The organism is Fictibacillus sp. FJAT-27399, assembly GCF_001510655.1.
GTDB classification, from domain to species: domain Bacteria; phylum Bacillota; class Bacilli; order Bacillales; family Fictibacillaceae; genus Fictibacillus_C; species Fictibacillus_C marinisediminis.
Genome location: NZ_LMVC01000003.1, coordinates 100,156 through 122,862 on the forward strand (window position 1 = coordinate 100,156; position 22,707 = coordinate 122,862).

General features: G+C 41.2%; 24 protein-coding genes and 2 pseudogenes. 17 read left to right on the plus strand and 9 right to left on the minus strand.

All coding sequences use genetic code 11. The features are described 5' to 3' along the window. The first annotated feature begins 13 nt into the window (after positions 1 to 13). The 4 genes from AR335_RS14685 (at position 14) to AR335_RS14700 (ending at position 4,202) form a co-directional block, all read left to right on the plus strand. Complete coding sequence (locus tag AR335_RS14685; protein ID WP_062237289.1) at positions 14 to 850, plus strand: carbohydrate ABC transporter permease; 837 nt, start codon at positions 14 to 16, stop codon at positions 848 to 850. A 12-nt stretch (positions 851 to 862) separates the two neighbouring features. Beyond that, the gene (locus tag AR335_RS14690) at positions 863 to 1,282 is read left to right on the plus strand and encodes a hypothetical protein (RefSeq protein WP_062237291.1); all 420 of its coding nucleotides are present in this window, start codon (positions 863 to 865) and stop codon (positions 1,280 to 1,282) included. A 21-nt stretch (positions 1,283 to 1,303) separates the two neighbouring features. Continuing rightward, positions 1,304 to 3,064: a glycoside hydrolase family 2 protein gene (locus AR335_RS14695; protein WP_062237293.1), complete on the plus strand. Its 1,761-nt coding sequence runs from the start codon at positions 1,304 to 1,306 to the stop codon at positions 3,062 to 3,064. A 319-nt stretch (positions 3,065 to 3,383) separates the two neighbouring features. Then, on the plus strand, positions 3,384 to 4,202 hold the full coding sequence (locus AR335_RS14700; RefSeq protein ID WP_234293334.1) for a M23 family metallopeptidase: 819 nt from the start codon (positions 3,384 to 3,386) through the stop codon (positions 4,200 to 4,202). A 688-nt stretch (positions 4,203 to 4,890) separates the two neighbouring features. On the opposite strand, the gene AR335_RS24150 is transcribed toward AR335_RS14700, so the two are convergent. The 5 genes and pseudogenes from AR335_RS24150 to AR335_RS14720 all read right to left on the minus strand — a co-directional run bounded on the left by AR335_RS24150 (position 4,891) and on the right by AR335_RS14720 (position 8,097). Then, complete coding sequence (locus AR335_RS24150; RefSeq protein WP_156419009.1) at positions 4,891 to 5,046, minus strand: hypothetical protein; 156 nt, start codon at positions 5,044 to 5,046, stop codon at positions 4,891 to 4,893. Between the two features lie 59 nt (positions 5,047 to 5,105). After that, positions 5,106 to 6,005, minus strand: coding sequence for an aldo/keto reductase (locus AR335_RS14705; RefSeq protein ID WP_082683545.1), 900 nt, complete (start codon positions 6,003 to 6,005; stop codon positions 5,106 to 5,108). Positions 6,006 to 6,157: 152 nt separating this feature from the next. Continuing rightward, on the minus strand, positions 6,158 to 6,874 hold the full coding sequence (locus tag AR335_RS14710; protein WP_062237299.1) for an SDR family oxidoreductase: 717 nt from the start codon (positions 6,872 to 6,874) through the stop codon (positions 6,158 to 6,160). 99 nt (positions 6,875 to 6,973) lie between these two features. Then, positions 6,974 to 7,486 carry a type 1 glutamine amidotransferase domain-containing protein gene (locus AR335_RS14715; protein WP_062237301.1) on the minus strand — a complete coding sequence of 171 codons (513 nt, stop codon included), beginning with the start codon at positions 7,484 to 7,486 and terminating at the stop codon, positions 6,974 to 6,976. A 111-nt stretch (positions 7,487 to 7,597) separates the two neighbouring features. Beyond that, positions 7,598 to 8,097, minus strand: a pseudogene (locus AR335_RS14720) (DJ-1/PfpI family protein). On the opposite strand from AR335_RS14720, the pseudogene AR335_RS14725 reads away from it, so the two are divergent. Further along, positions 8,072 to 8,281: pseudogene (locus AR335_RS14725) on the plus strand (Gfo/Idh/MocA family protein); the annotation flags it as partial. The pseudogenes AR335_RS14720 and AR335_RS14725 sit on opposite strands and share 26 nt — an antisense overlap. A gap of 121 nt (positions 8,282 to 8,402) precedes the next feature. Next, positions 8,403 to 8,519, plus strand: coding sequence for a hypothetical protein (locus AR335_RS25550; protein WP_369795849.1), 117 nt, complete (start codon positions 8,403 to 8,405; stop codon positions 8,517 to 8,519). A 68-nt stretch (positions 8,520 to 8,587) separates the two neighbouring features. On the opposite strand, the gene AR335_RS24155 is transcribed toward AR335_RS25550, so the two are convergent. Further along, positions 8,588 to 8,746 (minus strand): hypothetical protein, encoded by a 159-nt coding sequence (locus AR335_RS24155; RefSeq protein ID WP_156419010.1) that lies wholly within the window; start codon positions 8,744 to 8,746, stop codon positions 8,588 to 8,590. A 44-nt stretch (positions 8,747 to 8,790) separates the two neighbouring features. Continuing rightward, a complete protein-coding gene (locus tag AR335_RS14730; RefSeq protein WP_062237305.1) occupies positions 8,791 to 9,168 on the minus strand; it encodes a VOC family protein in 378 nt (125 codons plus the stop codon). A 368-nt stretch (positions 9,169 to 9,536) separates the two neighbouring features. Here AR335_RS14730 and AR335_RS14735 point away from each other — a divergent pair, with 368 nt between their 5' ends. From AR335_RS14735 to AR335_RS14745, 3 genes are all read left to right on the plus strand, one after another. After that, positions 9,537 to 10,004: a hypothetical protein gene (locus AR335_RS14735; RefSeq protein ID WP_062237306.1), complete on the plus strand. Its 468-nt coding sequence runs from the start codon at positions 9,537 to 9,539 to the stop codon at positions 10,002 to 10,004. A 139-nt stretch (positions 10,005 to 10,143) separates the two neighbouring features. Then, on the plus strand, positions 10,144 to 10,524 hold the full coding sequence (locus AR335_RS14740; protein ID WP_053356717.1) for a PaaI family thioesterase: 381 nt from the start codon (positions 10,144 to 10,146) through the stop codon (positions 10,522 to 10,524). A 258-nt stretch (positions 10,525 to 10,782) separates the two neighbouring features. After that, positions 10,783 to 12,030, plus strand: a complete 1,248-nt coding sequence (locus tag AR335_RS14745; RefSeq protein WP_062237308.1) for a CynX/NimT family MFS transporter — start codon at positions 10,783 to 10,785, stop codon at positions 12,028 to 12,030. 74 nt (positions 12,031 to 12,104) lie between these two features. Here AR335_RS14745 and AR335_RS14750 read toward each other — a convergent pair whose 3' ends face one another. Further along, positions 12,105 to 12,323, minus strand: a complete 219-nt coding sequence (locus tag AR335_RS14750; RefSeq protein ID WP_062237317.1) for a hypothetical protein — start codon at positions 12,321 to 12,323, stop codon at positions 12,105 to 12,107. 143 nt (positions 12,324 to 12,466) lie between these two features. Between AR335_RS14750 and fdhF the strand changes: the two genes are divergently transcribed. The 3 genes from fdhF to AR335_RS14765 are packed head-to-tail and all read left to right on the plus strand — an operon-like array spanning position 12,467 to position 16,151. After that, complete coding sequence (gene fdhF / locus AR335_RS14755; RefSeq protein ID WP_062237318.1) at positions 12,467 to 15,442, plus strand: formate dehydrogenase subunit alpha; 2,976 nt, start codon at positions 12,467 to 12,469, stop codon at positions 15,440 to 15,442. After that, the gene (locus AR335_RS14760; RefSeq protein ID WP_062237319.1) at positions 15,417 to 15,914 is read left to right on the plus strand and encodes a DUF1641 domain-containing protein; all 498 of its coding nucleotides are present in this window, start codon (positions 15,417 to 15,419) and stop codon (positions 15,912 to 15,914) included. Before fdhF ends, AR335_RS14760 begins: the two co-directional genes overlap by 26 nt. A gap of 15 nt (positions 15,915 to 15,929) precedes the next feature. Beyond that, positions 15,930 to 16,151: a heavy-metal-associated domain-containing protein gene (locus tag AR335_RS14765; protein ID WP_062237320.1), complete on the plus strand. Its 222-nt coding sequence runs from the start codon at positions 15,930 to 15,932 to the stop codon at positions 16,149 to 16,151. On the opposite strand, the gene AR335_RS14770 is transcribed toward AR335_RS14765, so the two are convergent. Beyond that, positions 16,145 to 16,606 carry a hypothetical protein gene (locus tag AR335_RS14770; RefSeq protein ID WP_156419011.1) on the minus strand — a complete coding sequence of 154 codons (462 nt, stop codon included), beginning with the start codon at positions 16,604 to 16,606 and terminating at the stop codon, positions 16,145 to 16,147. The two genes, AR335_RS14765 and AR335_RS14770, sit on opposite strands and share 7 nt — an antisense overlap. A gap of 228 nt (positions 16,607 to 16,834) precedes the next feature. Here AR335_RS14770 and AR335_RS14775 point away from each other — a divergent pair, with 228 nt between their 5' ends. The 5 genes from AR335_RS14775 (at position 16,835) to AR335_RS14795 (ending at position 22,632) form a co-directional block, all read left to right on the plus strand. Further along, a complete protein-coding gene (locus AR335_RS14775) occupies positions 16,835 to 18,337 on the plus strand; it encodes a spore germination protein (RefSeq protein ID WP_062237993.1) in 1,503 nt (500 codons plus the stop codon). Beyond that, positions 18,327 to 19,448 carry a GerAB/ArcD/ProY family transporter gene (locus AR335_RS14780; RefSeq protein ID WP_062237328.1) on the plus strand — a complete coding sequence of 374 codons (1,122 nt, stop codon included), beginning with the start codon at positions 18,327 to 18,329 and terminating at the stop codon, positions 19,446 to 19,448. Before AR335_RS14775 ends, AR335_RS14780 begins: the two co-directional genes overlap by 11 nt. 1 nt (position 19,449) lies before the next feature. After that, complete coding sequence (locus tag AR335_RS14785; protein ID WP_062237331.1) at positions 19,450 to 20,526, plus strand: Ger(x)C family spore germination protein; 1,077 nt, start codon at positions 19,450 to 19,452, stop codon at positions 20,524 to 20,526. A 212-nt stretch (positions 20,527 to 20,738) separates the two neighbouring features. Beyond that, complete coding sequence (locus AR335_RS14790) at positions 20,739 to 22,250, plus strand: FTR1 family iron permease (protein WP_156419012.1); 1,512 nt, start codon at positions 20,739 to 20,741, stop codon at positions 22,248 to 22,250. After that, positions 22,240 to 22,632 carry a hypothetical protein gene (locus AR335_RS14795; RefSeq protein WP_062237333.1) on the plus strand — a complete coding sequence of 131 codons (393 nt, stop codon included), beginning with the start codon at positions 22,240 to 22,242 and terminating at the stop codon, positions 22,630 to 22,632. The genes AR335_RS14790 and AR335_RS14795 overlap by 11 nt, the downstream gene beginning before the upstream one ends. Positions 22,633 to 22,707: the final 75 nt, after the last annotated feature.

Consider the following 22,707-nt stretch of genomic DNA (forward strand, 5'->3'; position numbering starts at 1 on the left):
GAGGCGGGTACCATTGAAAAAAGTAAACATCTCCACCTTGATTTCATTCATTTTTCTGTTATGCATGACTTTAATTTGGATATTCCCTCTTGCCTGGTCACTTTTCACATCCTTTAAAGATGAGATCGATATCCAAACCTTTGGTTTTACGATGCTGCCCATCCACTGGGTCATCGCCAATTACCAGGACGTTCTTTTTAATAACACAAGTGCTCCTGTAGCCAAGTGGTTTATGAATTCAATGATCATTTCTGTCACACAGACCATTCTTGTATTGGTGGTTGTTTCAATGGCAGCGTATGGATATACCCGGCTGCGATTTAAGGGAAGGGACTGGCTTTTTTCCTTTTTACTCGCAACCATGATGTTCCCTGCCGTTGTGAACCTCATTCCGTTGTATAAAATTGTTGATACCCTCGGTTGGGTCAATAGTTATTGGGCGGCCATTGTTCCAGGAGCTGCAGCGGTGTTTAATGTTTTTTTAGTAAGACAGTTTATGATCGGAATTCCGCTTGAACTGGATGAATCAGCGCGGATTGACGGAGCCAACGATTTTCAAATTTATACGAAGGTTACCCTTCCGCTTATCAAACCTGTATTAACCGTTGTGGCGTTATTTACATTTACGAGTTCATGGAATGACTTTTTGTGGCCTTCGATCGTGTTCAATGATATTGATAAAATGCCGATCACACCAGGGCTGCAGCTTCTGCAAGGAATGTATGTCACAGATATCGGACATGCGATGGCAGCCGCTATTATTGCGATTGTCCCAACCTTTATTTTGTATTTGTTTACTCAGCGTTATTTCTTACAATCGATGTCTTTATCTTCTGGAGTAAAAGGATAAGGGGGGAACGTTTTGAATAGAAAACTGGAAAGAAAACTGATCATCATTGGATCGGTATGGCAGATGCTTTCTGGTCTGCTTACCATCTTTGTCTATGGATCGTATATCAAATCACAAAGTAACGGTATTCATGAAACGCAATTTGCACAAATGAAAGCGATGGAATCTTTGTTTGGCAGTTTATATAGCTTTGCTGTAACATTCGGCCTCTTTTTTGTAGCCATAGGGTTATTGAATCTTTATCTGGCAAGAAACTTTAAAGATGACAAGGTCGAAGTAAAACTATCATTCTGGTTTATTTTATTAGGTGCTGCATCCTACTTTTTCATGGATTTCTTAAGTACTGTTCTTTTTCTTTCGGGCGGAATATTAGCCTTGGCAAAAAATAAAACGATTTCGAAGTTACATAGTCAGGCAGAGCCAACCCACTAATTTATCAAGGAGCTGTTGATCATGGAAGTGAACATTCGCAAGGAATATCCCAGACCGCAATTTGAAAGAAAAGAATGGTTGAATCTTAATGGAGAATGGGATTTTCAGTTCGATCAGACGAATGTCGGTGAAGAAGAGCAGTGGTACAAACAAACAAAATTAAATCAAAAAATAAGGGTCCCCTTTACTTATGAAACCAAGGCCAGCGGAATTCATGAGGAAACCTTTTGCCCCTATATTTGGTATCAAAGGTTAGTTACTGTGCCTGAAGAGTATTCCCATAAAAAAACCATTCTGCACTTTCAAGCAGCCGATTATGTGACCAAACTATGGGTGAATGGTATTTTTGCCGGGCAGCATAAAGGGGGATATACGGCATTTTCCTTTGACATTACCAACTATATCAATGCAGGAAAAGAAAATAACGTAGTAGTCAAAATAGAGGATAGCCACAATGAACATCAACCAAGAGGGAAGCAACGATGGATTGATAAGAACTTTGGCTGCTGGTATGTACAATCCACCGGTATATGGCAGACCGTATGGCTGGAATTCTTAAATCAAACGAGTATTCATTCGGTTAAAATCACTCCAGATCTGGATACGGATTCCGTAGAGTTCGACTATAAATTGACGAATGTTCAACAAGATCAAAAGGAGCTTTCGTTAAGAACATCGATTACATTTGATGGTCAGCCTGTGAAGGAATTTAGCTTGAAGGCTGACCGTGAAAATGCAAGGATGAAAGTAAATCTGGTGAGTGAGATCCACGAATGGAAGGTCATGCATTGGAGTCCGCAGCATCCTCATTTGTATGATGTGGAATTCACCCTTTACCATGGGGAAAAAGAGCTCGATCGCGTTCAGTCCTATTTCGGTATGAGAAAAGTATCGATAAAGAATGGCAATATTTTATTGAATAATGTACCCATTTATCAAAAACTGCTGTTAGATCAAGGATATTGGGAAGATTCCCATCTTACACCGCCTTCAGAAGAAGCGATCATTTTAGATATCGAGAAGACATTCGAAATGGGCTTTAACGGGGTAAGAAAACATATGAAAGTTGAAGATCAGCGTTTTCTATATTGGGCGGATAAGAAAGGCCTTTTAGTTTGGTCCGAAATGGCCGCAGCCTATCAATTTTCGGATGAGGCGATTCAAAATTTCACGGAGGAATGGATGACCGTTGTCCAGCAGCACTATAATCACCCAAGTATTATTACGTGGACACCGTTCAATGAATCCTGGGGAATAAAGAATATTTACACGAACGAACAACAGCAAAAGTTTACGGAAGGAATCTATCATCTGACGAAATCAATGGATCCTATGAGGCCTGTCATCGTAAACGACGGTTGGGAACATACAGTTTCTGATATCATTACCCTTCATGACTATGTGGAATATGGTGACGAATTCCTAAGCCGCTATAAGGAAAAAGAAAAAGTCGTGGATAATAAGATTGCCTTTAATAATTTTAAACATGCCATGGCACAAGGATATGAGTATAAAGGCCAGCCGATTATTATAAGTGAATACGGGGGCATTGCTTTTAATTCCGAAGAGGGCTGGGGATATGGGAACCAGGTAAAAGACGAGCAGGAATTTTTAGATCGTTATGAATCCATTACCAAAGCGATCATGAGCCTGGACTACATTTGCGGCTTTTGTTATACCCAGATTACCGATGTTCAGCAAGAAGTCAACGGACTGCTGACCGAAAGCAGAAAACCTAAAGTGAATCTATCTAAAATTAAACAAATTAATGATAACCAATGATTAAATGACAGTTGGGAATTGTCTTCCTAGCGGGCTCCTCGTTCAGGATCGGAACGGGGTTCGGAATATCACTCATGTTTAGGTTAGTCATTAAGAAATGACGTATGAATGAGCATACGTCATTTTCTTTATTTAGAACCAACTATTTCCCTACCTTATCTAAAGTTTAATAGACACAAAGTTTTAATCCTCTAATTTTAATTTTATTTTTTGGGTCTTTTTTACCTTTTTTGTATAGGGAAAAAGAATTACTATATTAGTATATAATTCTATATTATGTCATTAAGTCTAATATTTGGGGGATTGCAGCTTGAGAAGTATGTGCATAAAGAGAAAGAGTTTTATTCTATCAACGGTTTTTGCTTTTTTATTTTCGGTATTCTTTATAGGTATTGAGGCCGAGGCCGCGGCAGGGGATAACACATTTATTAAGCCGGCAGAAGGAACGTTTACTTCTAATTTCGGACTTAGAAACGGTACGAATCACTATGGTGTAGATATGGCTAAAAGCGGATATGTTAAAGTCGTTGCATCAGCTCCAGGAACGGTCAGCAGATCCTACCTATCTAGTTCCTATGGAAATGTAATTTTTATTAAACATACGATTAACAGCGTGCCATACGAAACGGTTTACGCTCATTTGAATACTAGAAATGTAGGTGTGGGTGCTACTGTCTACCAGGGTCAAGTGATAGGATCAATGGGGAACACGGGGTCTTCGTCCGGACAGCATTTGCATTTTGAAGTTCACCAACCTTACTGGACATCTGCAAAAACATATGCGATGAACCCGATGAACTTTATCCCTACTTGGGAAGGGAAATATAGAACGGGCAGTTTCTTGTATAATGTAGGAACGGATGCCATCTATCCAATCTCATATAATGGCGACAATGATATTATTGTAAAAGTAGATTCCACAAGTACAACGGTCGGGAAATACAAAGTATATCTGCAAAAAACCATAAATGGAGTCTGGACAAGTGTTGGACAAGCTGATGCTCCTAAAACAGGGGCTCAAACAATCACTTTCACACAGGAAAACAGCAGCACGGCATTATCTCCATATACTCAATACCGGCTTCTTTTAAAGAACTCTGATACCACCAGGGTCTACTACAAAGTTTGGTATGAATAAGAATCAATAGCCTATCTCTTTGATGAGACAGGCTTTTTTTGTAAGGAGCTGTTAAAAGTGCAGAATGCCCTCATGAGTGACAACAGCTTTATAGACAAATAGTGCAGCAAAACCCAATGATAAGAAATAGGAGATTCACGATTTTACGCATACATTTTCCCCTTTTTATGCTTTCAACCTCTTCATATAATCTATATACCAGTAAATAAATATTTTCTTTTTCCTTGTTTATTCTCAATCAGGATCACCTTAAGTCATACTAAAGGTTATAAAGCTGGTGGCCTAGGTATGGTCGGTGGATTGACAGTTCTTGTTGGAGGTAGTGGAATTTTAGGTGCAGCAGCAGTGGAGCTGCAGGGAAACTACTTACAAATGGCCTAATGAAGCTATTGCTCTAAATGTTGTAAAAGTCATTAATTTAATAAATTTTTTAAGTCTACAGATAATCCGGACAAGAAAAACTCAAACAAAATACTATTGACAGCCAGATCTCTGTTTTTAGAATTTAAACAAGCTTCCGAAGAGGAGCTAGTCCAAAAAGAACTACATAAGGACAAGAAGGAAATCTGTAAAGTCCTGGATATTATGAATGTTGGACTTAAAAGAATTATTTAATAAAAAAACCTCTCAAAGTGAGGGGTTTTAAATTATTTGTATTTAATTAACTTAATAAACGGGAGCTGCTATTTTAATTGTCTGTACCGATTGAAACTACTTTAAAATCATTTTCCTCGGGTCCTTCTTGAACCATAACATCTACTTCTTCTTTATTATCCTTGTAGTAGCCATGAACAAACAATACACCTACATCATCATTACCGGGGAGTTCAACGTCTTTAACCACAAGCACCCGCTTCTGATTTCTTTCTACAAAATTTTTAGCGACTTGAGCAGCAACTGCTTTTATATAATATCCAAAGGTATTTTTCTTGTTGGTTTTGGAAATACCTCGTCAAGTCTGTTCAGATCTTCTATGGTCAATTGAATAGTAGCAGCTTGAGCATTGGCTAAAACATGTTCTTCCTTAACAGCTTTTGGGATAGCAATTACGTTGTTCGAACGAATGGTCCACGCAAGAGCAATTTGTAATGGTTGCATATTGTATTTTTCCGCAATCTCAATGATGGTTGGATCGCTTAGTAATTGTCTTCTTAAGCTTCCTCCCTGGGCCAGGGGACTATAGGCCATAATTGGCATGTTATGTTCATGATGCCAGGGTAGGAGATCATAATCAATTCCTCTAGAACCTAGATGATATAACACTTGATTTGTCACACATTTTTTTCCGTTAGGGGTATTCCACAACTCAATCATATCTTCCGTATCAAAATTAGAAACTCCCCATCTTGCAATTTTACCATCCTTGCGCAGTTTCTCCATTCCTTCAATCGTTTCTGTCAAAGGAACACGGCCTCTCCAGTGTAAAAGATACAAATCAAGATAATCTGTTCCTAATCGTTTTAGACTATTTTCACATGCGCTTTCAATCAAATCTAACCCGGAATGATGAGGATATACTTTCGATACTAAAAAAACTTTATCTCTACGCCCCTTGATTACCTCACCAACCAAACGCTCGGAATCGCCATTTCCGTACATTTCAGCCGTATCGATTAGCTTCATGCCTAGTTCTATTCCAAGTTGCAAAGCTTTGATTTCTTTGTTTTTCGATTGAGGATTTTCACCCATGTACCATGTTCCTTGACCAATACTTGGAAGAAAGGTTCCATCAGGTAAAGTTACGATACGTTTTTCAAGTGAATGCTTCATTCTTAATATTTTTTCATGGTCATGTACACTCATTTTCATCATCCCCTTCAAAGCTCACCTTGTTTTTCTTGAACTGCAATTCTTCATTTATTACCATTTATTGAAAAATCGGATTATTATTTAAAAAATAAATGTGGCTATAAATTGTTGTAGTATAGCCACAAAAATAACATTTTAATGCTCACTTACACCAAGTGAGCTCCGCCATCAATAAGAAGAACAGTACCAGTTGTAAAACCATTTTTCACTAAGTACACGTAGGCCTCTGCAATGTCTTCAGGCTGTGCCACGCGATTAACAGGTAGCTGCTGTGCAATGTTGCTGTATAAATTTTGTCTTTGCTCGTCAGGCATCCCTCCGTAGAGTGGGGTGTCTACGATACCAGGTGAAACAACATTTACCCGTATAGGAGCCAGGTCTACTGAAAGCCCTCTAACCAATCCATCGATCGCTGAATTGATCGAAGCAAGTGTAGTGGCCCCCTGTGGCGGACGGATTCCATAAACACCAGAGGTCAATGTGATAGAACTGGTATCATTTAAGTACGGAATAGCAGCACGAACGGTTGAGTATTGCCCCCAAAACTTACTATCAAACGCTTCTCTAACATCCGCAACAGGTAAGTCACTAAAATGACCCATTGCACCTTCACCTGCCGTAACGACAAGGTGATCAAAATTCCCTACCATTTTAAAAAAGTCAGCTAGTTTTTCTTCACTGCGAAAATCAATATTGTATGCTTCCACATTACCACCGAGTACATTCTTTGCCTCCGATAGTTTTGCCTCAGAACGACTTGCAATAATGACTTGAGCAGATTCATCAAGAAATGCCTTTGCTGCGGATAATCCGATACCAGAAGTACCTCCTATTACGACTACACGTTTTCCTTTTAATGACATTGTATGAACCCTCCTTGAAAAATTCTTTTTAGGTTGTATCTGAAAACAATATTACATACTACTTTTGGTGAAAATAATATAAACCAACGCTACATTATTTTATTTTGCTAATAGTTTTAGCGCTTCACGATTGAATGCAGGGATATCATCTGGAAAACGGCTAGTCACAATTTTATTGCTTACCACAACTTCTTCATCTTTGTAGTTAGCCCCTGCATTTTTTAAATCATTACGAATAGATTTGAAACCAGTTATGTCGACGCCTTTTAACAGGTCTGTATCGATCAATACTTGTGGTCCATGGCAAATGGCAAAAACAGGTTTGCCTTCTTGGATAAATTCTTTTGCGAATTGACCAAAGCGGTCATCTTCACGAAGTAAATCAGGGGAGAAACCACCTGGAATAAGCAAAGCATCAAAGTCTGCAGGATTAACCTCATCAATGGCTTTATCAATTTTTACGGTTGCGCCTTTTTTACCAGTGACTTCATTTCCTGCATGTTTATCAATTGTAATTACTTGATGACCAGCTTCTTTGAATGCTTCTGCAGGTTCTGTAAATTCAACATCCTCAAATAAATTGGTTATAAGTGTAGCAATTTTTTTGTCCAATCTAAAAACCCTCCTTGTAATCGCAAAAACTTTCTCAAAAAAATGCTTATAATTAATGGAAGAGGTGGGCTCGAAATTTACTTCCGAACCACTCTCTATCCAACTAAAATACTAACGTAATGCTTTAACAAGGGCTTTTCCAAATTCTTTGGCCCCTTGTGGACCATCGCCAGTAATAATATCATCGTATGCAACAACATGTTGTTCAACATAGTTAACGTCAACAGCTATCAATTCGTTCTTTTGAACGTCTACTGGATAGCAAGTTGCTTCTCTTCCAGAAAGCAAACCAGTTTTAGCAACTGTAACAGCCCTGCACAAATTCCTGTTACAAGAACTTTCTCATTGTAAGCTTGCTTCAAAAAGCCTTGTAATTTTTGATTTCCCCATAGATGATCATTTGTACCATATCCTCCAATGACCGAAACAACATCAAATTCTGTGGGCGATACGTCCGAAAAGATAACAGAAGCAGTTGCTTTTCCATCATAGTCACCAGTAATTTCACCTGCCACGGTGCTGGCAATGGTTACTTCGACTCCTGCATTTTCAAGTTCTTCTTTTGGTTTGAATAACTCATCTTCATTAACAAAAAAGAATGGACTTTTGATCGGTGCAGCACCCGATACCTTTTTAGGAGCAATGCAGGGCGCTATTGAGGAAGGAGCGATCGGCCAGCCGGTTGCCGCTACGGCCTTTATGTTAAAGCGCGGACCCGAGAACTGGCATCCAAATCCTCCGTTCTTTTACCAGGTGGGCGGCGGTCCGATGTATGATATGGGACCTTACTATTTAAACCGGCGAAACCGTTAACTACGAACTGGAACGGATCCAGTCCAACGATAAAGGCGGCCAGACGAAGTCGCATGTCATTGACCATTTTACCGACTGTGTTCTGAATGGGAAAACTCCTCTCATTACCGGAGAGGAAGGCATGAAGTCGCTGGATGTCATCCTGGCTGCAATTGAGTCGAACAAGATGAAGCAGATTGTGAAGGTTGGGGTTAGTGTGGGAAAGGTAGGAGTGAATTAAATTCTCCAAAAGTTGAGGGGGCTGTCGAAAATTGACCTTCAGGCATCCCCTTTTCGCGTAAAAAATCTTCAATGAAAAGTTGATTGTAGTGGAAGGTGCGAGACTCCTGCCGGGACTAGCGTGACAGGTGAGACTCCCGCCGGTGCTTGCACCAAAAAGTAGGCGTTCACGCCGGTAAGGCTCACCGCACGCCCCGCGGAAAGCGAGCACCCTGGAACGGAAATCAACAGCTTACAGACTTCTTGGACAGCCCCCTTTTCTCGTGTATCCTTTATTTGTCTTCCCTTAATAAATAATCATTGCCATCTTGATCTTTGAATGAAAACATGTTTCCAAAAGGCAATCTTAGCATTTCATCTACTTCCACTCCACGTTGTTTCATTTCTTCATAAGCGGATTCTATATCAGTCGTACTGAATAAAACGGACGGATGTGCAACTTTAGATGGTTTTTGCTGTTCCATTGCTGCCTTTGAATAAAGAACTAAGGTGGTAAATTCGTCTTCACTTGGTCCCACTTCGATCCAAGATGCGTTTGGCCCCATAGGCTGGTCCGCTTTTAAAACAAAGTTCATTTTATTGAGCCAAAAATCTTTAGCTTCTTCTTGATCTTGGACATACACCGTTATTTTTCCAATTTTATTAATCATATTAATCTCCTCTTTATCAAATCGTTATATAAATTGAGTTTATCAACATTTTTAGAATATTCAAGAGAGTTTATACATCCTGTAGTTCAGCCCGCAGAAGTTTATGAAAATGATGTGTTTTGCAAGTAAACCTTGTCGAACCGCAAGTAAAGTCCGACTTTTCGCAAGTAATGAAGGCAAAATCGCAAGTAATGAGAACATTTCCGCAAGTAAAACTTGTCGAATCGCAAGTAACGCCTCAGAAAGAGGAAAATGAGCCACCCTCTAAACATTTTTTTTGAAAGAATAAAATTAGTAGACTATTTTTCCCCCTAGTAAACATAGGATGTAAAGAGAGAATGGATTATTGGTAGAGTGTGGAGGGATCTATGGGTAAAAGAGAGCCTATAATCATTTTCATGTTGATGGTCGTGACGGGTTTATATATTGGTTTTAAAGTGAATGATGCGCTGTTTGCAAAATACGTGCAGGCGGCACCGGTTTCATCAAATCTCGGACAAGAAAAGCCCTATGATTCAGTCAGCCAGCAAAGAGAAGCCAGAAACCAAACGAAAAAGGAGATAGAGTCAGCGTTTAATACGTATATGTCCTACAACTTCGGCGACTTAAATCGGTATCACGCCGTTCTTGATACGCAAGCCATTATCGCGAAGGAAGAAAAGTTCTTTATCATTCAATCAAAAAAGGCTGCCTATAATCAACAGGTAAAGAGCTTTTTTGATGTATGTGTGGCGCAGCACTTCAGTGGTACAGAAAGTGATCCGGGGAGGCGAGTGAACCAAGTTTGGTTGGTAGACAAGGATTTTACGGTTCTTGAGAAGGATAGAGTGGACTAGTTAGGACGCTTTGCGTTGCTTGATTACCACGTCCGGCAATTCCATTATTGATATAAAGCCGAAGCTGTCATTTTTGACAGCTTTTCCTGTTGAGCCCTATACTTTTAACTAATAAATAGAAGAGGGAGGAGGGGTGTTCATGTTCATAAAACAAGCGTTTGATCAATTTTTGGAGCTTGAGTATGAAAGAGTGGATCAGAAAACGGTTAAAGTGAGCTTACCCGTAAAATCGATGTATCGTAATAGTCTGGGAGTCGTTCATGGGGGCATTATCTCTTCATTGGCGGATGTAGCCATGTGCAATACGATTGAACCCAATGAAAACAATCAGCAAAAGGTGGTAACTGTCGACCTAAATGTTTCCTTTTTAAAAGGAGGAAAAGGTGATTTATTAGTTGCGCATGCACAGGTTGTAAAAGAGGGTAGAACACTGACCCATACCGAATGCCAAGTCTTTAATGATCAAAAGGAAATGGTTGCTAAAGCAAGTGCCGTCCTTTTTAATGTTGAAGGGGCATAACATGTTCATTCAACATCCTTTTACCCTTTATCCCTGTAAAGGACAGGGATTTGTGTTATAATGGAATTATGACGCTTTTTCAGGCAGCTGCTTTCTACACAAATAGGCTGACTACATAGTGCCAGACCCCCCCACACGAGTAGCGTTTGTGGAGGAGTCGGGCATTTTCTTTTTTAGAAAGCACCGCTGTGTTCTGTTGTTTTTCAGGAGTTTCATCATAGAAGAAAGCTGCACCAAGAATTTTGAGGAGGATGCAATGTGATTTCAAAAAAACAGATTTATCATACTCAATCCGTTTCTAAGCCTGGAGTATGGCTGCTCATCCTGGGCATCGTTTTTGCAGGTGCAAATTTAAGGGCACCGTTAACCTGTGTAGGTCCAATCATCGAAATCATTCGTAAAAATACTGGAATGTCCAATACATTAGCAGGAATGCTGACTACGCTGCCACTGCTTGCCTTTGCCCTGATCTCACCGGTCGCCCCAAAAATCGCCCGGAGGTTTGGATTGGAGCATACTCTGTTTGGAGCTTTACTTTTATTGGGAGCAGGTATTCTTTTGCGTTCTGTTCCTTTTACACCAGGTTTGTTCAGCGGGACGATTTTGCTCGGAATTGCCATTGCGGTGTGTAACGTATTGTTGCCAAGCTTAATCAAAAGAGAATTTCCAAACAAAGTCGGGATGATGACTGGCACCTATTCCGTTTCAATGAATATGTGGGCTGCTATTGCCTCTGGCGTCAGTATTCCGATTACAAAAGGGTTGGGGTATGGCTGGCGCTTTTCCCTCGTATGCTGGGCACTCATTTCTCTCGTATCCATCATTGTGTGGATCCCTCAGCTGCTTCAAAAACAGCATATTCCTAAATCTTCTTCTTCAGGGACGCACCTTTGGGGTTCCGGGCTTGCATGGAAGGTTACCTTGTTTATGGGGCTGCAATCCACCGTCTTTTATGCCATCATTACCTGGCTCCCGGCTATTTTGCATCAACAGGGGGTTAACCCGACAAAAGCAGGCTGGCTTTTATCATTAACTCAATTTGCAAGCCTTCCGCCTACTTTTATTGTGCCGATTTTAGCGGGAAGAAGTGCTAACCAGCGCAAGTTAGTAGCTTTCACTGTCATCTTTTTGCTCTTGGGCTATGCGGGTATTCTTAGTGGAATGACATGGCTCGCACCTGTTTATGTCATCCTGATTGGAATTGGAATCGGATCAGGGTTCGGCCTTGCTACCATGTTTTTTGTACTGCGAACGCAGAATGCTCATCAAGCTGCAGAGCTTTCAGGGATGGCACAATCTGTCGGGTATTTGCTGGCTGCCATAGGACCGGCTCTTTTCGGCTTCCTGCATGATCAGACCCATAGCTGGACGGTTCCGCTTATCATTTTAGTCGTTGCGGCCATACTTCTCTATGTAGTAGGGATGGGTGCAGGAAGCAACAGCTTTGTTAGAGAAGAAAATGAAAATGATAATGACAATTCCCAGCTTAAACAGAAAGCCTTATAAGCGATGGGTAAAAAAACAGGCTGTTGACCTCACAAGTTCAACAGCCTGTTTTTATATATAATTTTTTAAAATTCTTATGGCAATAAATACACCTCATAATGTGGATAATCGTTCAATTTCTCCCGTTTTAATCTCCCTTCATCCACCAGTGCATTCAGTCCCTGTTCAATTTCCATTGGCTTTACCCCATACAGATCAGCAACCTTCACTGTGGATACCGCCATACATTTCGGCACTTTCGTAGATGAAACAATCATCGATTTGACATGCGAAAACAATGCGTCATTCTCCATCCATCTAACACTCCTTCTTGAATCCTGTCTATAAAAATAGTAACCAATCCTGCTATCTCATATGCAGTTTCCTTTTAATTACTTTCATTTTTGGAAATGCTATGCAAAGGAAATGAAATAATGAAAAGAGGGAAGCGCATTCAATGGAAGAAAAACAGTTTTCAATCAAGATCAATGGAAAAGACTTTGCTGCCATTGAGGGAAAAACCATTCTTGAAGTTGCCAAATCTCAGGATTACGAGATACCGAGTATTTGTTACCATCCTGATCTTGGCACCATTCAAACATGCGATACCTGCTTTGTTCAAGTAGAAGGAGAGCTTGTACGGGCTTGTTCAACAAAAGCCAAGCCAGGAATGGAAGTAGATACGTTATCGAAGACGGTAAAGGATGCGCAATATGAAGCGATGTCCCGGATCTTGAAAAACCATGAGCTCTATTGCACCGTCTGCGATAACAACAATGGTAATTGTGTGGTTCATAACACCGCGGAATATTTGGAGATTGAACATCAAAAATATAAATTCGAAGCAAAGCCCTATCCGCCGGATAACTCTCATCCCTTCTACCGCTATGAACCAGATCAGTGCATTTTATGCGGGAGATGCGTCGAAGCATGCCAGGATCTGCAGGTAAATGAGACGCTGACGATCGATTGGGAACGTGAAGCTCCGCGTGTGATTTGGGATAACGATGTACCGATCGATGAATCTTCATGTGTTTCTTGCGGTCATTGTGTGACGGTTTGTCCATGCAATGCGCTGATGGAGAAATCCATGCTGGGAGAAGCGGGTTATCTGACAGGGATTCCAGCAAACATGCTGGGGCCGATGATCGATCTTACGAAGGAAGTAGAACCGGGGTATAACGAAATTTTCGCGATTTCTGAAATGGAAGCAGCCATGCGGAAAGCCCGGATTAAAAGGACCAAAACGGTTTGTACGTATTGTGGAGTAGGCTGCAGCTTTGAAGTGTGGACCAAAGGCAGGGATATTCTAAAAATTGAACCAAGTGAGGAAGCTCCTGTCAATGGCATTTCAACTTGTGTAAAAGGGAAATGGGGCTGGGATTTTGTCAACAGTGAAGAACGATTGACAAAACCTTTAATCCGTCAGGGGGAAGAATTTGTTGAAGCGACCTGGGATGAAGCACTGAAATTAATCGCGAGCAAGCTGACAGAGATTAAAGATCAGCATGGTCCAAATTCCATTGGCTATATCGCCTCTTCCAAATGCTCCAATGAAGAGAATTTCCTTTTTCAAAAATTTGTGCGTGCCATCATGGGATCTAATAATGTGGACAACTGCTCAAGATACTGCCAGTCCCCAGCCACAGCTGGTTTAATGCGGACGGTGGGTATTGGCGGTGATGCCGGGACAATTAAAGATATCGCGGCCGCAGAGCTTGTGATCGTTGTCGGGGCCAATCCAGCTGAATCTCATCCTGTGCTGGCTACAAGGATCAAGAGAGCGCATAAACTGCACGGCCAAAAATTGATTGTAGCCGACCTGAGGAAAAATGAACTGGCAGAGCGGGCTGATATACACTTTCATCCAAAACCAGGTACCGATTTGATTTGGCTTTCAGCGATTACGAAATATATCATCGATCAAGGATGGGAAGATCAAGAGTTCTTGAAAAACCGGGTGAATGGGCTGGACGATTATCGATCATCCCTGCAAAAATTCACGCTGGAATATGCCGAAGAAAAAACAGGCATAAAGAAAGATGAATTGATTCGAATCGCGACCACAATTCATGAGGCGAAATCCGTTTGTGCATTATGGGCAATGGGTGTGACCCAGCACATGGGAGCGACGGACACGAGTACAGCGATCTCCAATCTGCTGTTGATCACAGGAAACTACGGAAGAACAGGGACCGGCGCCTATCCATTAAGAGGACATAACAATGTGCAGGGTGCTTGTGATTTCGGAACCATGCCCGCATGGTTTCCTGGGTATGAGCCTGTACAGGACAAGCAGGTGCGTGAACGCTATGAACAAGCATGGGGAGTTACACTGTCCGAAGAGCCTGGATTGGACAATCATCAAATGGTAGAGGCGATTCATAAAGGCAAACTAAAAGCGCTCTATTTGTTTGGAGAGGATATGTCATTGGTGGATTCCAATTCGAACTTCGTGGATGCCGGATTTGAAAAACTGGACTTTTTTGTGGTACAGGATATTTTCTTCAGTAAAACGGCACAATTCGCAGATGTCATCTTGCCTGCCGCGCCAAGTCTTGAAAAGGATGGAACCTTCGTGAATACCGAACGCCGCATCCAGCGGTTTTATAAAGTATTGGAACCGCTTGGACAGTCAAAGGCGGATTGGGAAATCTTTCGGGATCTTGCCAACGTTTTAGGGGCGAATTGGAACTATACTCATCCAGGTGAAATTATGGCAGAGGCAGCGAGCCTTGCGAAAATGTTCGCGGGTGTAAGCTATGAAAGACTGGAAGGGTGGAAAAGCCAGCTTTGGCCTGTGGCGGCAGATGGAACAGATTCTCCTCTGTTATACAAGGAACGGTTTGCATTTCCTGACGGCAAAGCGAGATTGGTCGCTGTTGAGTGGACAGAGCCCTTTAAACCGGGAGAAGAGTATGACCTGCATTTAAACAACGGCCGTTTGCTGGAGCACTTCCACGAAGGAAACATGACGTATAAATCGGATGGCCTGACACACAAAGTTCCTCATCCTTGGGTGGAAATTTCTCCTCAGCTGGCTCTTGAGCGAAAGATCGAGGACGGTGCGTTAGTCAGCCTGACCTCTCCGTATGGAAATGTGGAAGTACGGGCTATGGTTACCGACCGGGTAAAAGGCAATGAGCTTTATTTAACGATGAACACATCAGAAGACATTGAAGCGGTAAATAAGTTAACGAGCAGCTACCATGACACGATTACACATACACCGGCCTACAAAGAAATGGATGTCAGGATGGAAGTACTGGAGGCGTCAGGAGAACCGCCGCTTCCGAAAGTGAATCACCGTTTTGGCAACCGCATTCCCCAGATCAGTGTTCGTGTAGAAGGCAAGTGGAAGCGTTCGGATTTTACGCCAATAGAAGATTTAATAAGGGGGGACGAATATGGCGAAAGCAATCAAGCAAATTAAAAAGCAAATTCACACCCGGGAAGAAGTGCAGGAAGAAGCGGTTTCAGGCATTGTCAATGAGCTTGCAAACAACAGCGAGGCCATTCTGACCATGATAGGAATCGTGAAAAACCTCCATGAAATGGGTGCCCTGGATACGCTTTCGGCACTGATTGAAAAACGCAATGATGTGGGAGTGATCGCCGTTCAACAATTGAATAAGCCTGAGATGCACAAGACGATAAAAAACGGAATCAACGCTTTTAACTTCTTAGGCACCTTAAACCCGGATCAACTGAAAACCATGCTGTCGGGACTCAGCAAAGGGCTGGAACGGGCGGCCGAATCCGTTGAAAAACAGGAAAAGCCAAGCCTCTGGGAATTAGGCAAAAGGATGAGAAACCCTGAAACGAGGGCAACGATGTCGATGATGACAGAGTTTTTGCAGGGCATGGGTGAAGGTATTTCGGATGTACCAAGACATAATAAATAAAGGGTGAAGCCAGGATTGGAAACAAAAATCATAAAAATCAAAGATATCGTAAATGAACAGGATGCCGATAAAATTGCCCATGTGCTTCAGCACGTGTGGGGGATTGGACAGCTTGATGTAAATATAAAACGGGGAGAGGCAACCATAAGTTTTGATAAAAATATGGCTTCCTATGAGGACTTTGTTCAAGCCATCCATGAAAGCGGCTATGCTGTTGAAGATGGTGGGCTTCAATAATTCTGATAGGCTAAAGGAGAAGGCACATCATGAAGAAATGTGAAATCTGTGGAATGGAAGAACAGAGGGAAAACGACCAAACCAGTATTCCTGCTAAAATCCTGCACATCTGTGAAAACTGCCAAAATGACCGTAAGCTGGATATGTACGATGGAATCGTATAAGAGCGCGATAAACGGGGCTGTCCTGAAAGTCAAAAATTGACCTTCAGGCAGCTCCTTTTTTGCGCAAAAAATCTTCAATGAAAAGTTGATTATAGTGGAAGGTGCGAGATCCTCGAAAATGAAAATCACATTTTCTTCGTGCGACGCACCGCTGCCGCAGCGTTCCTTGTCCTGCGGGACTAGCGTGACAGGTGAGACTCCCGCCGGTGCTTGCACCAAAAAGTAGGCGTTCACGCCGGTAAGGCTCACCGCACGCCCCGCGGAAAGCGAGCAGCCTGGAACGGAAATCAACGTCTTCCAGACTTCTTGGACAGCCCCTGTTTTTTTAGCATGTACCATACGTTTTTTATTCTTCCAAACTTAACGCCGATTTACATCATCTAGTTAAGGCTTTTTTTATTTTCAACCTAATACTAACCTAATACGATCAACCGTTAAAACCATTTGGATAAAACTGCATCTCCGGAACATAATAAAAAGAAGAGACTATCCGAGGAATTTGGCAGGTGGGATTTAATGATGTTTTGGAAAAAGAAGAAGGCAGCAACCAGCCAAGAAGAAAAAGAACAGAAGACGAGTGTTCCACATGAAGCCGTTACACTGGAAGCATTTAAAAAAATTACGGCAAAAATGGATGATGCCGAAATCGTTCAACGGCAAACCAACAGTGGCATTCCCTTTTCTCTTGTCTACATACAAACCTTAATCGATCATGAGAGGTTGAATGAATCAATCCTCAATCCGATCATTCATAGCACGAACAAACAATTTGTCCAATGTATCGCTACGTGCAAAGTAATAAAGATGAATTCCATGGAAGAAGCAAAGAATTATTTGCTGATTGGGTGTGTCCTTGTCCAGGATGTGGAGAAGAACGAGTGGTGGGCCATTAAACTGGAGAACCCGTTAAGCAGGGCCATCGAAAATTCGGAAACTGAAACGATCGTGTATGGACCGAAAGACAGTTTTACGGAAAGAGTTGAGCATAATCTATACATGATCCGCAGGCGGCTGCCTCTGACTGAACTGAAGACAGAAAAATTTCAAGTGGGTTCCCTGACAAAAACACAAGTTCAATTGTTGTACATAGAGGGGATTGCCAATCCGGATATTGTAGATATTGCAAGGAAAAATATTTCGGAAGTGAATTTTGATCTTATTCTGGAGTCATCGAACCTTTCAGCTTTTATGGATGATCATACAAATAGCTTGTTTCCTCAGTCTATGCAGACGGACCGTCCAGATTCATGTGCTTATTCTCTCGGGCTTGGTAAACTCGTCATTTTGCTTGCCAATACACCATTTGCCCTCATAGCTCCCATTACTTTTTTTCATCTTTTCCAATCACCAGAAGATTATGTTCACCGCTGGGTCATTGCTAGTTTTTTAAGAACCCTTCGCTATTTAAGTTTCCTTATCGCCATTTTACTCATTCCGCTTTATGTAGCGTTAGCGACCCATCATTATCAGATGATCCCGCTCCAAATTCTATATGTGATGATGGAATCGCGGAGCAAATTGCCGTTTACTCCGTTTTGGGAAGCGTTGATCATGATGATTATCATTGAAATCATTAAAGAAGCCAGTTTGCGGATGCCGACCAAAACGAGCCAGACGATCGGGATCATTGGCGGTATTGTTATCGGACAGGCCGCAGTAGAAGCAGGGTTTGCAAGTAAGGTATTGATTGTTCTTGTGGGAATATCTGCGATTGCTTCCTTTTTGGTGCCAAATTATTTAGTAACAAAAGCTACAACGGTCATACAATTCCTATTTCTAATTTTATCGTCGTTTATCGGTATTTTGGGAATTGCGCTCGGGTTAATTCTCCTATTGGCCCATCTGAATGGACTATCTTCCCTTAAACAGCCTTTTTTTGCTCCCGTTGCACCTCTTCATTGGAAGGATTGGAATGACCTTTTTGTTAGAATACCGTTACCCTGGATAAAGCAGCGGCCGCAATATTTACAGCCACTGCAAAAATGGAGGGTGAAAAGAAGGAGGGGATCGAATGAGCAGTAGGTTTGTCTTATTCGATAATACGGCCATCACGGGAACCGGCTATATATTTGCCATGGTGAACCGGATGCAAATGCTGTATTATATTCTCATTTTGCCGAAACACTTAATGCATCCCTATATGATTTTAGGAATTATCGGAGTGGGGATCCTTTCGCAGATTAACCTTTTGATCTTGTCTTACTATTTAAAATCAAATTATTCCTCTCAAGGTTATCTTGGCTTTGTACAGTTATTTGGTGAGAGGCTCGTCCGTTTGTTTGCATTTTTTGGTCTTTTTGTCATTTTAGTAAAAGTAATTGTAACAGCATTGGGCTATGTTGAGATTATTCACCAATTTATGTTTCCCTCCATGAAGACGAGCTGGCTCATTTTCTTCTTGATGGCCTCAAGCTTTTACATTGCCTCTCAAGGAATGGAGAAGACCATCCGGCTTGGCCTTATTGCTTTTTTAGCAACGATCTGGATTATTGTCCTTTATGTCCCTTATTTCCTGCCTCCCATTGCCGAGATACATCATCTGTATCCATTGGTACCTGGAGAGATTTCGATTCATTCCTGGTATGGGTTTCTAATGATTTGGTCAGCTCTTTCCGGACCGGAATATTTAATCTGTTTAGGCCCATGGATTGGACCGAAGGAAAAGATTTTAAAAGGGTTAAGTATTGGGAATGCTCTCTCTGTCATTGAATATCTCATTCTATTTGTCGCTTGTCTTTTATATTTTGGTTCTAATTATCTCGAGAAAATCAGTTTTCCTGTTGTAAACATGCTCCGCTATTTGCAGTCACCGGTGTTTGAGCGCATTGATCTGATAATAATTTCTCTCATCATGATTTACGTTTTATTTTTGATCGCTCTCTTATTATTGTATTTCTATGGTGCAGTAAGAATTGCAGCAGGGAGAATAAAAGTTCCCACGAATCGTAAAGGCTTTTTGGGAAGCGCTGCCGCCATTTTTATTTGCATGCTGATTATTGATGGCTGGTACTGGAGGGAAGGGAAAGAGCTGAATATATGGACAACATTGCAGCTCTGGCTGGGTGCGATTACTTATTTTCTCGTGCCTTCATTCCTTCTTATTGCAATGAAATGGAAGAGAGGTAGCTCCTAGTATGAGATATATAAAGAGGGTTATTTTGCCGCTGCTTTGTTGTGTACTGGTTCTTTCGGGCTGCTCCTCACCATTTGTTGAGGATAATACAGTTGAAGAAGTTGCTCCGGTAACCTTTTGGTCGCTGAATAAAGGGGAAAATGGCAAATTGGAAATTACTACACTTGTTCCTCCCGTTATGAATGAGAAAAAGCGGCTATTTACACTGGATGTGGATTTATTAAAGCAGGGAAAAAAGGATTTCAACTTAAAGTTTTACCGGGAACTAAAGCTTGGTCAGCTCCGAATGCTGTTAATCAATGAAAATCTGGCGAAGAAAGAAGTCATTTCTTTAATGAACACCATCCTTTCAGATCCGGATGTATCCCCTCGTCTTTATGTTGTGCTGGTCAGAGGGAACTTTGAGAAGTACTTAGAGAAGGAAAAGAACGAACACAAGAACTTGGATTATTTTCTATATCGGATGTTCAGGCATTATGAAAGAAGAAATCAGGGAGAAATGACGATTGTCAATATTCATGAGTTTATGGAAAAGGTCTATTCTCCTTATTCGGATCCTGTGCTGCCGATATTTAAAGTGAATGAAAAAAAAGTTACGTACGAAGGAACAGCCTTTTTTAAAAATAATGATTATGTGGGCTCCGTTAAGGATATGGAAGATCAGATGTTCCAGCTGTTAGCCAACGACCATTACTTAAAGAATCTTCCTCTTTCTCCTTTGAAGGTTTCCTTGGGCCAAGTACGTTCCAGGGTTCATATGAAGGTGGACAGGAATTATAAAACGTTATCCATCAAGGTACATGTGAAAGGAAGAATAGATGAATACAGAGGACATCGAAATATACTCAGCAGCAGTGAAATGAGAAAGCTTAACAAAGACATCGAGTCCTATTTGCAAGGACAATCAATGGATTTGGTGAAGAAAACACAAAAATTAAAGGCAGAGCCTCTTGAAGTAGGAGCACATACTCTTTCTCCATTGCTGCAGCCGATGAGCCGAAAAGAATGGCTGAATTATTATGAGAACATGAAAGTCAAAGTGGATTATATTGTGAAAATTGAACCGTTGAGTTTATAAGACAACAGGAAGAGGAGGGCTTATAAAAAAACCCTTATTATTAAGAGAAATCCTTTGATTTTTAAGGATTTCTCTTTTTTGCATACAAAAATCTTAGTAAAATGTAATTGACAATGATTATCATTAACAATATAATTTGAAAGTGAGTAACTGACAATGATTTTCATTAACTAAAAATAGATATAACATTATTGAGAAGTGAGGGGATTACATTGAAGAATAAGGTTCAAATCATTCTTGCCATACTTCTGGCTGGTGTCATGATTTTACCTTTACATAGCTTTGCGAAGGGGAATGCAAAGGGTGATATGGCAGAAGCAAACAAGCTCGTAACACAAGCTATGAATGCATCTCAGCAAGGGGATATCACCAAGGCATCCAGCAAGTTCAAAAAGTTTTCAAGCACTTGGCTGTCCATTGAGGATGGAGTAAAGGATCAATCGACAACTGCTTATCATGATATTGAGGATGCGATGGGACAAGTTCAGTTCGCTCTCGCTCAACAGCCAGTAAACAAGAAAAATGTAACCGCTGGGCTGGAACAATTAAAGCAAATGAACCAAAAATTCATCGACGGGAAGTTTCCTGCCGCATCCAAGGATAAAAAAAGCGGTTCAAGTAAAGAGGGAGACGTGGCTGGCCTTGTTTCCTTACTGGACCACTCTTTGAAGAATATCGATCAAAACAATATTCAAGGGGCTAAAGCCGACATTGAAAAGTTTAGAAAATCCTGGTTAAATGCTGAAGGTGCTGTACTTACCCAATCTTCAAAAGTTTATAGCAGCGCTGAACGGGATATGGTTACTTCTTATGCCCAGCTATCATCAAACAATATAGACGGTGCTAAAAAAACCATTCAGGATATGCGGGATTATCTGGCTCCCATCGCCATGAAAACAAGCTATAACATGATGGATGCCACAACCATTCTGCTTCGTGAAGGACTTGAGGCTTTGCTTGTCGTAGTAGCACTGCTTGGTTTCTTGAAAAAAGCCGGGCACGAAGACAAAAAACAATGGATCTGGATGGGTGTAGGTTCAGGAATTGGCGTCAGTATTATCCTGGGTGTCATTGTGAATCTCCTCTTTTCAGCAGGAGCCTTTGGAAGCAACAATTTCTTGATTGCAGGCTGGACAGGAGTTTTTGCGGCTGCGATGCTGCTATACATGAGTTATTGGCTTCACAGCAAATCCAGTCTTGCGGAATGGCAGCGATACATTCGCACAAAAAGTACAAATGCACTGAACACAGGAAGTTTATTTTCACTAGCCGCCCTGTCTTTCCTTGCCGTTTTCCGTGAAGGAACAGAAACGGTATTGTTTTTCATAGGAATGGCGAATTCGATCAAGCTGCCTTCGTTATTAACAGGTATTGGTATAGGAGTTTTGGTTCTTGTTATCCTTTCTTATTTCATTCTTAAGCTAGGGTTAAGAATTCCGATGCGCCCTTTCTTCTTAGTATCCAGTGTTCTCATGTTTTACCTCTGCTTCAAGTTTACAGGTATGGGGATTCACGGATTGCAACTTGCTGGATTATTGCCTGTGACACAAGTGAATTCTTTAACAACTATTGATTTTCTTGCGTTTTACCCAACGCTCGAAAGCATGATTCCACAGGCTTTTCTTATTTTGGTCGCCATAGTGGCAGCAATTTTGAATAGAAAAAAAGATATCAAATTAAAAATCGAACTCAAACATCAGGGGGAACTTCGAAATGCAAACTAAAAAATACATCGTACCTATCGTACTAGCAGCTTCTCTTACATTATCAGCTTGTGGAACTAAAGATAACGGATCAGAAAAACCGAAAGAACCGACGATCGCTGAAGGATCCAAAGAAATGAAACAAACACTTGCCGACCTCAAATCTCAATTAAAAGCGAACGAAGCAGATAAAGTGAAAGAATCTGGAGAACAGTTAGAGGAATCATGGGAAAAATTCGAAGACGGCGTTAAAGAAAAAGACGCCGATCTTTATGAAAAAGTAGAAACGCCGCTGCACACCATTGAAGCGGGTGCAAAATCAAAGCCTCTGGATGCAAAGACTTTAACTAAGGCATCTGATGAATTAAATAGTGTTTTATCAAAAGTTGAAAAACTGAAGTAAAATTAAAAGCCCAAGAATGTGGATACATTCTTGGGCTTTTTTCATGGTTGGTTTTATTGAAGATAAAGAGTTAAA

Coding starts and splice junctions, on each gene's coding strand:
- AR335_RS14695 (WP_062237293.1), top strand. CDS start 1,304: ATGGAAGTGAACATTCGCAAGGAATATCCCAGACCGCAATTTGAAAGA.
- AR335_RS14700 (WP_234293334.1), top strand. CDS start 3,384: ATGTGCATAAAGAGAAAGAGTTTTATTCTATCAACGGTTTTTGCTTTT.
- AR335_RS14705 (WP_082683545.1), bottom strand. CDS start 6,005: ATGAGTGTACATGACCATGAAAAAATATTAAGAATGAAGCATTCACTT.
- AR335_RS14710 (WP_062237299.1), bottom strand. CDS start 6,874: ATGTCATTAAAAGGAAAACGTGTAGTCGTAATAGGAGGTACTTCTGGT.
- AR335_RS14730 (WP_062237305.1), bottom strand. CDS start 9,168: ATGATTAATAAAATTGGAAAAATAACGGTGTATGTCCAAGATCAAGAA.
- AR335_RS14735 (WP_062237306.1), top strand. CDS start 9,537: ATGGGTAAAAGAGAGCCTATAATCATTTTCATGTTGATGGTCGTGACG.
- AR335_RS14740 (WP_053356717.1), top strand. CDS start 10,144: ATGTTCATAAAACAAGCGTTTGATCAATTTTTGGAGCTTGAGTATGAA.
- AR335_RS14750 (WP_062237317.1), bottom strand. CDS start 12,323: ATGGAGAATGACGCATTGTTTTCGCATGTCAAATCGATGATTGTTTCA.
- fdhF (WP_062237318.1), top strand. CDS start 12,467: ATGGAAGAAAAACAGTTTTCAATCAAGATCAATGGAAAAGACTTTGCT.
- AR335_RS14760 (WP_062237319.1), top strand. CDS start 15,417: ATGGCGAAAGCAATCAAGCAAATTAAAAAGCAAATTCACACCCGGGAA.
- AR335_RS14775 (WP_062237993.1), top strand. CDS start 16,835: ATGTTTTGGAAAAAGAAGAAGGCAGCAACCAGCCAAGAAGAAAAAGAA.
- AR335_RS14780 (WP_062237328.1), top strand. CDS start 18,327: ATGAGCAGTAGGTTTGTCTTATTCGATAATACGGCCATCACGGGAACC.
- AR335_RS14785 (WP_062237331.1), top strand. CDS start 19,450: ATGAGATATATAAAGAGGGTTATTTTGCCGCTGCTTTGTTGTGTACTG.
- AR335_RS14795 (WP_062237333.1), top strand. CDS start 22,240: ATGCAAACTAAAAAATACATCGTACCTATCGTACTAGCAGCTTCTCTT.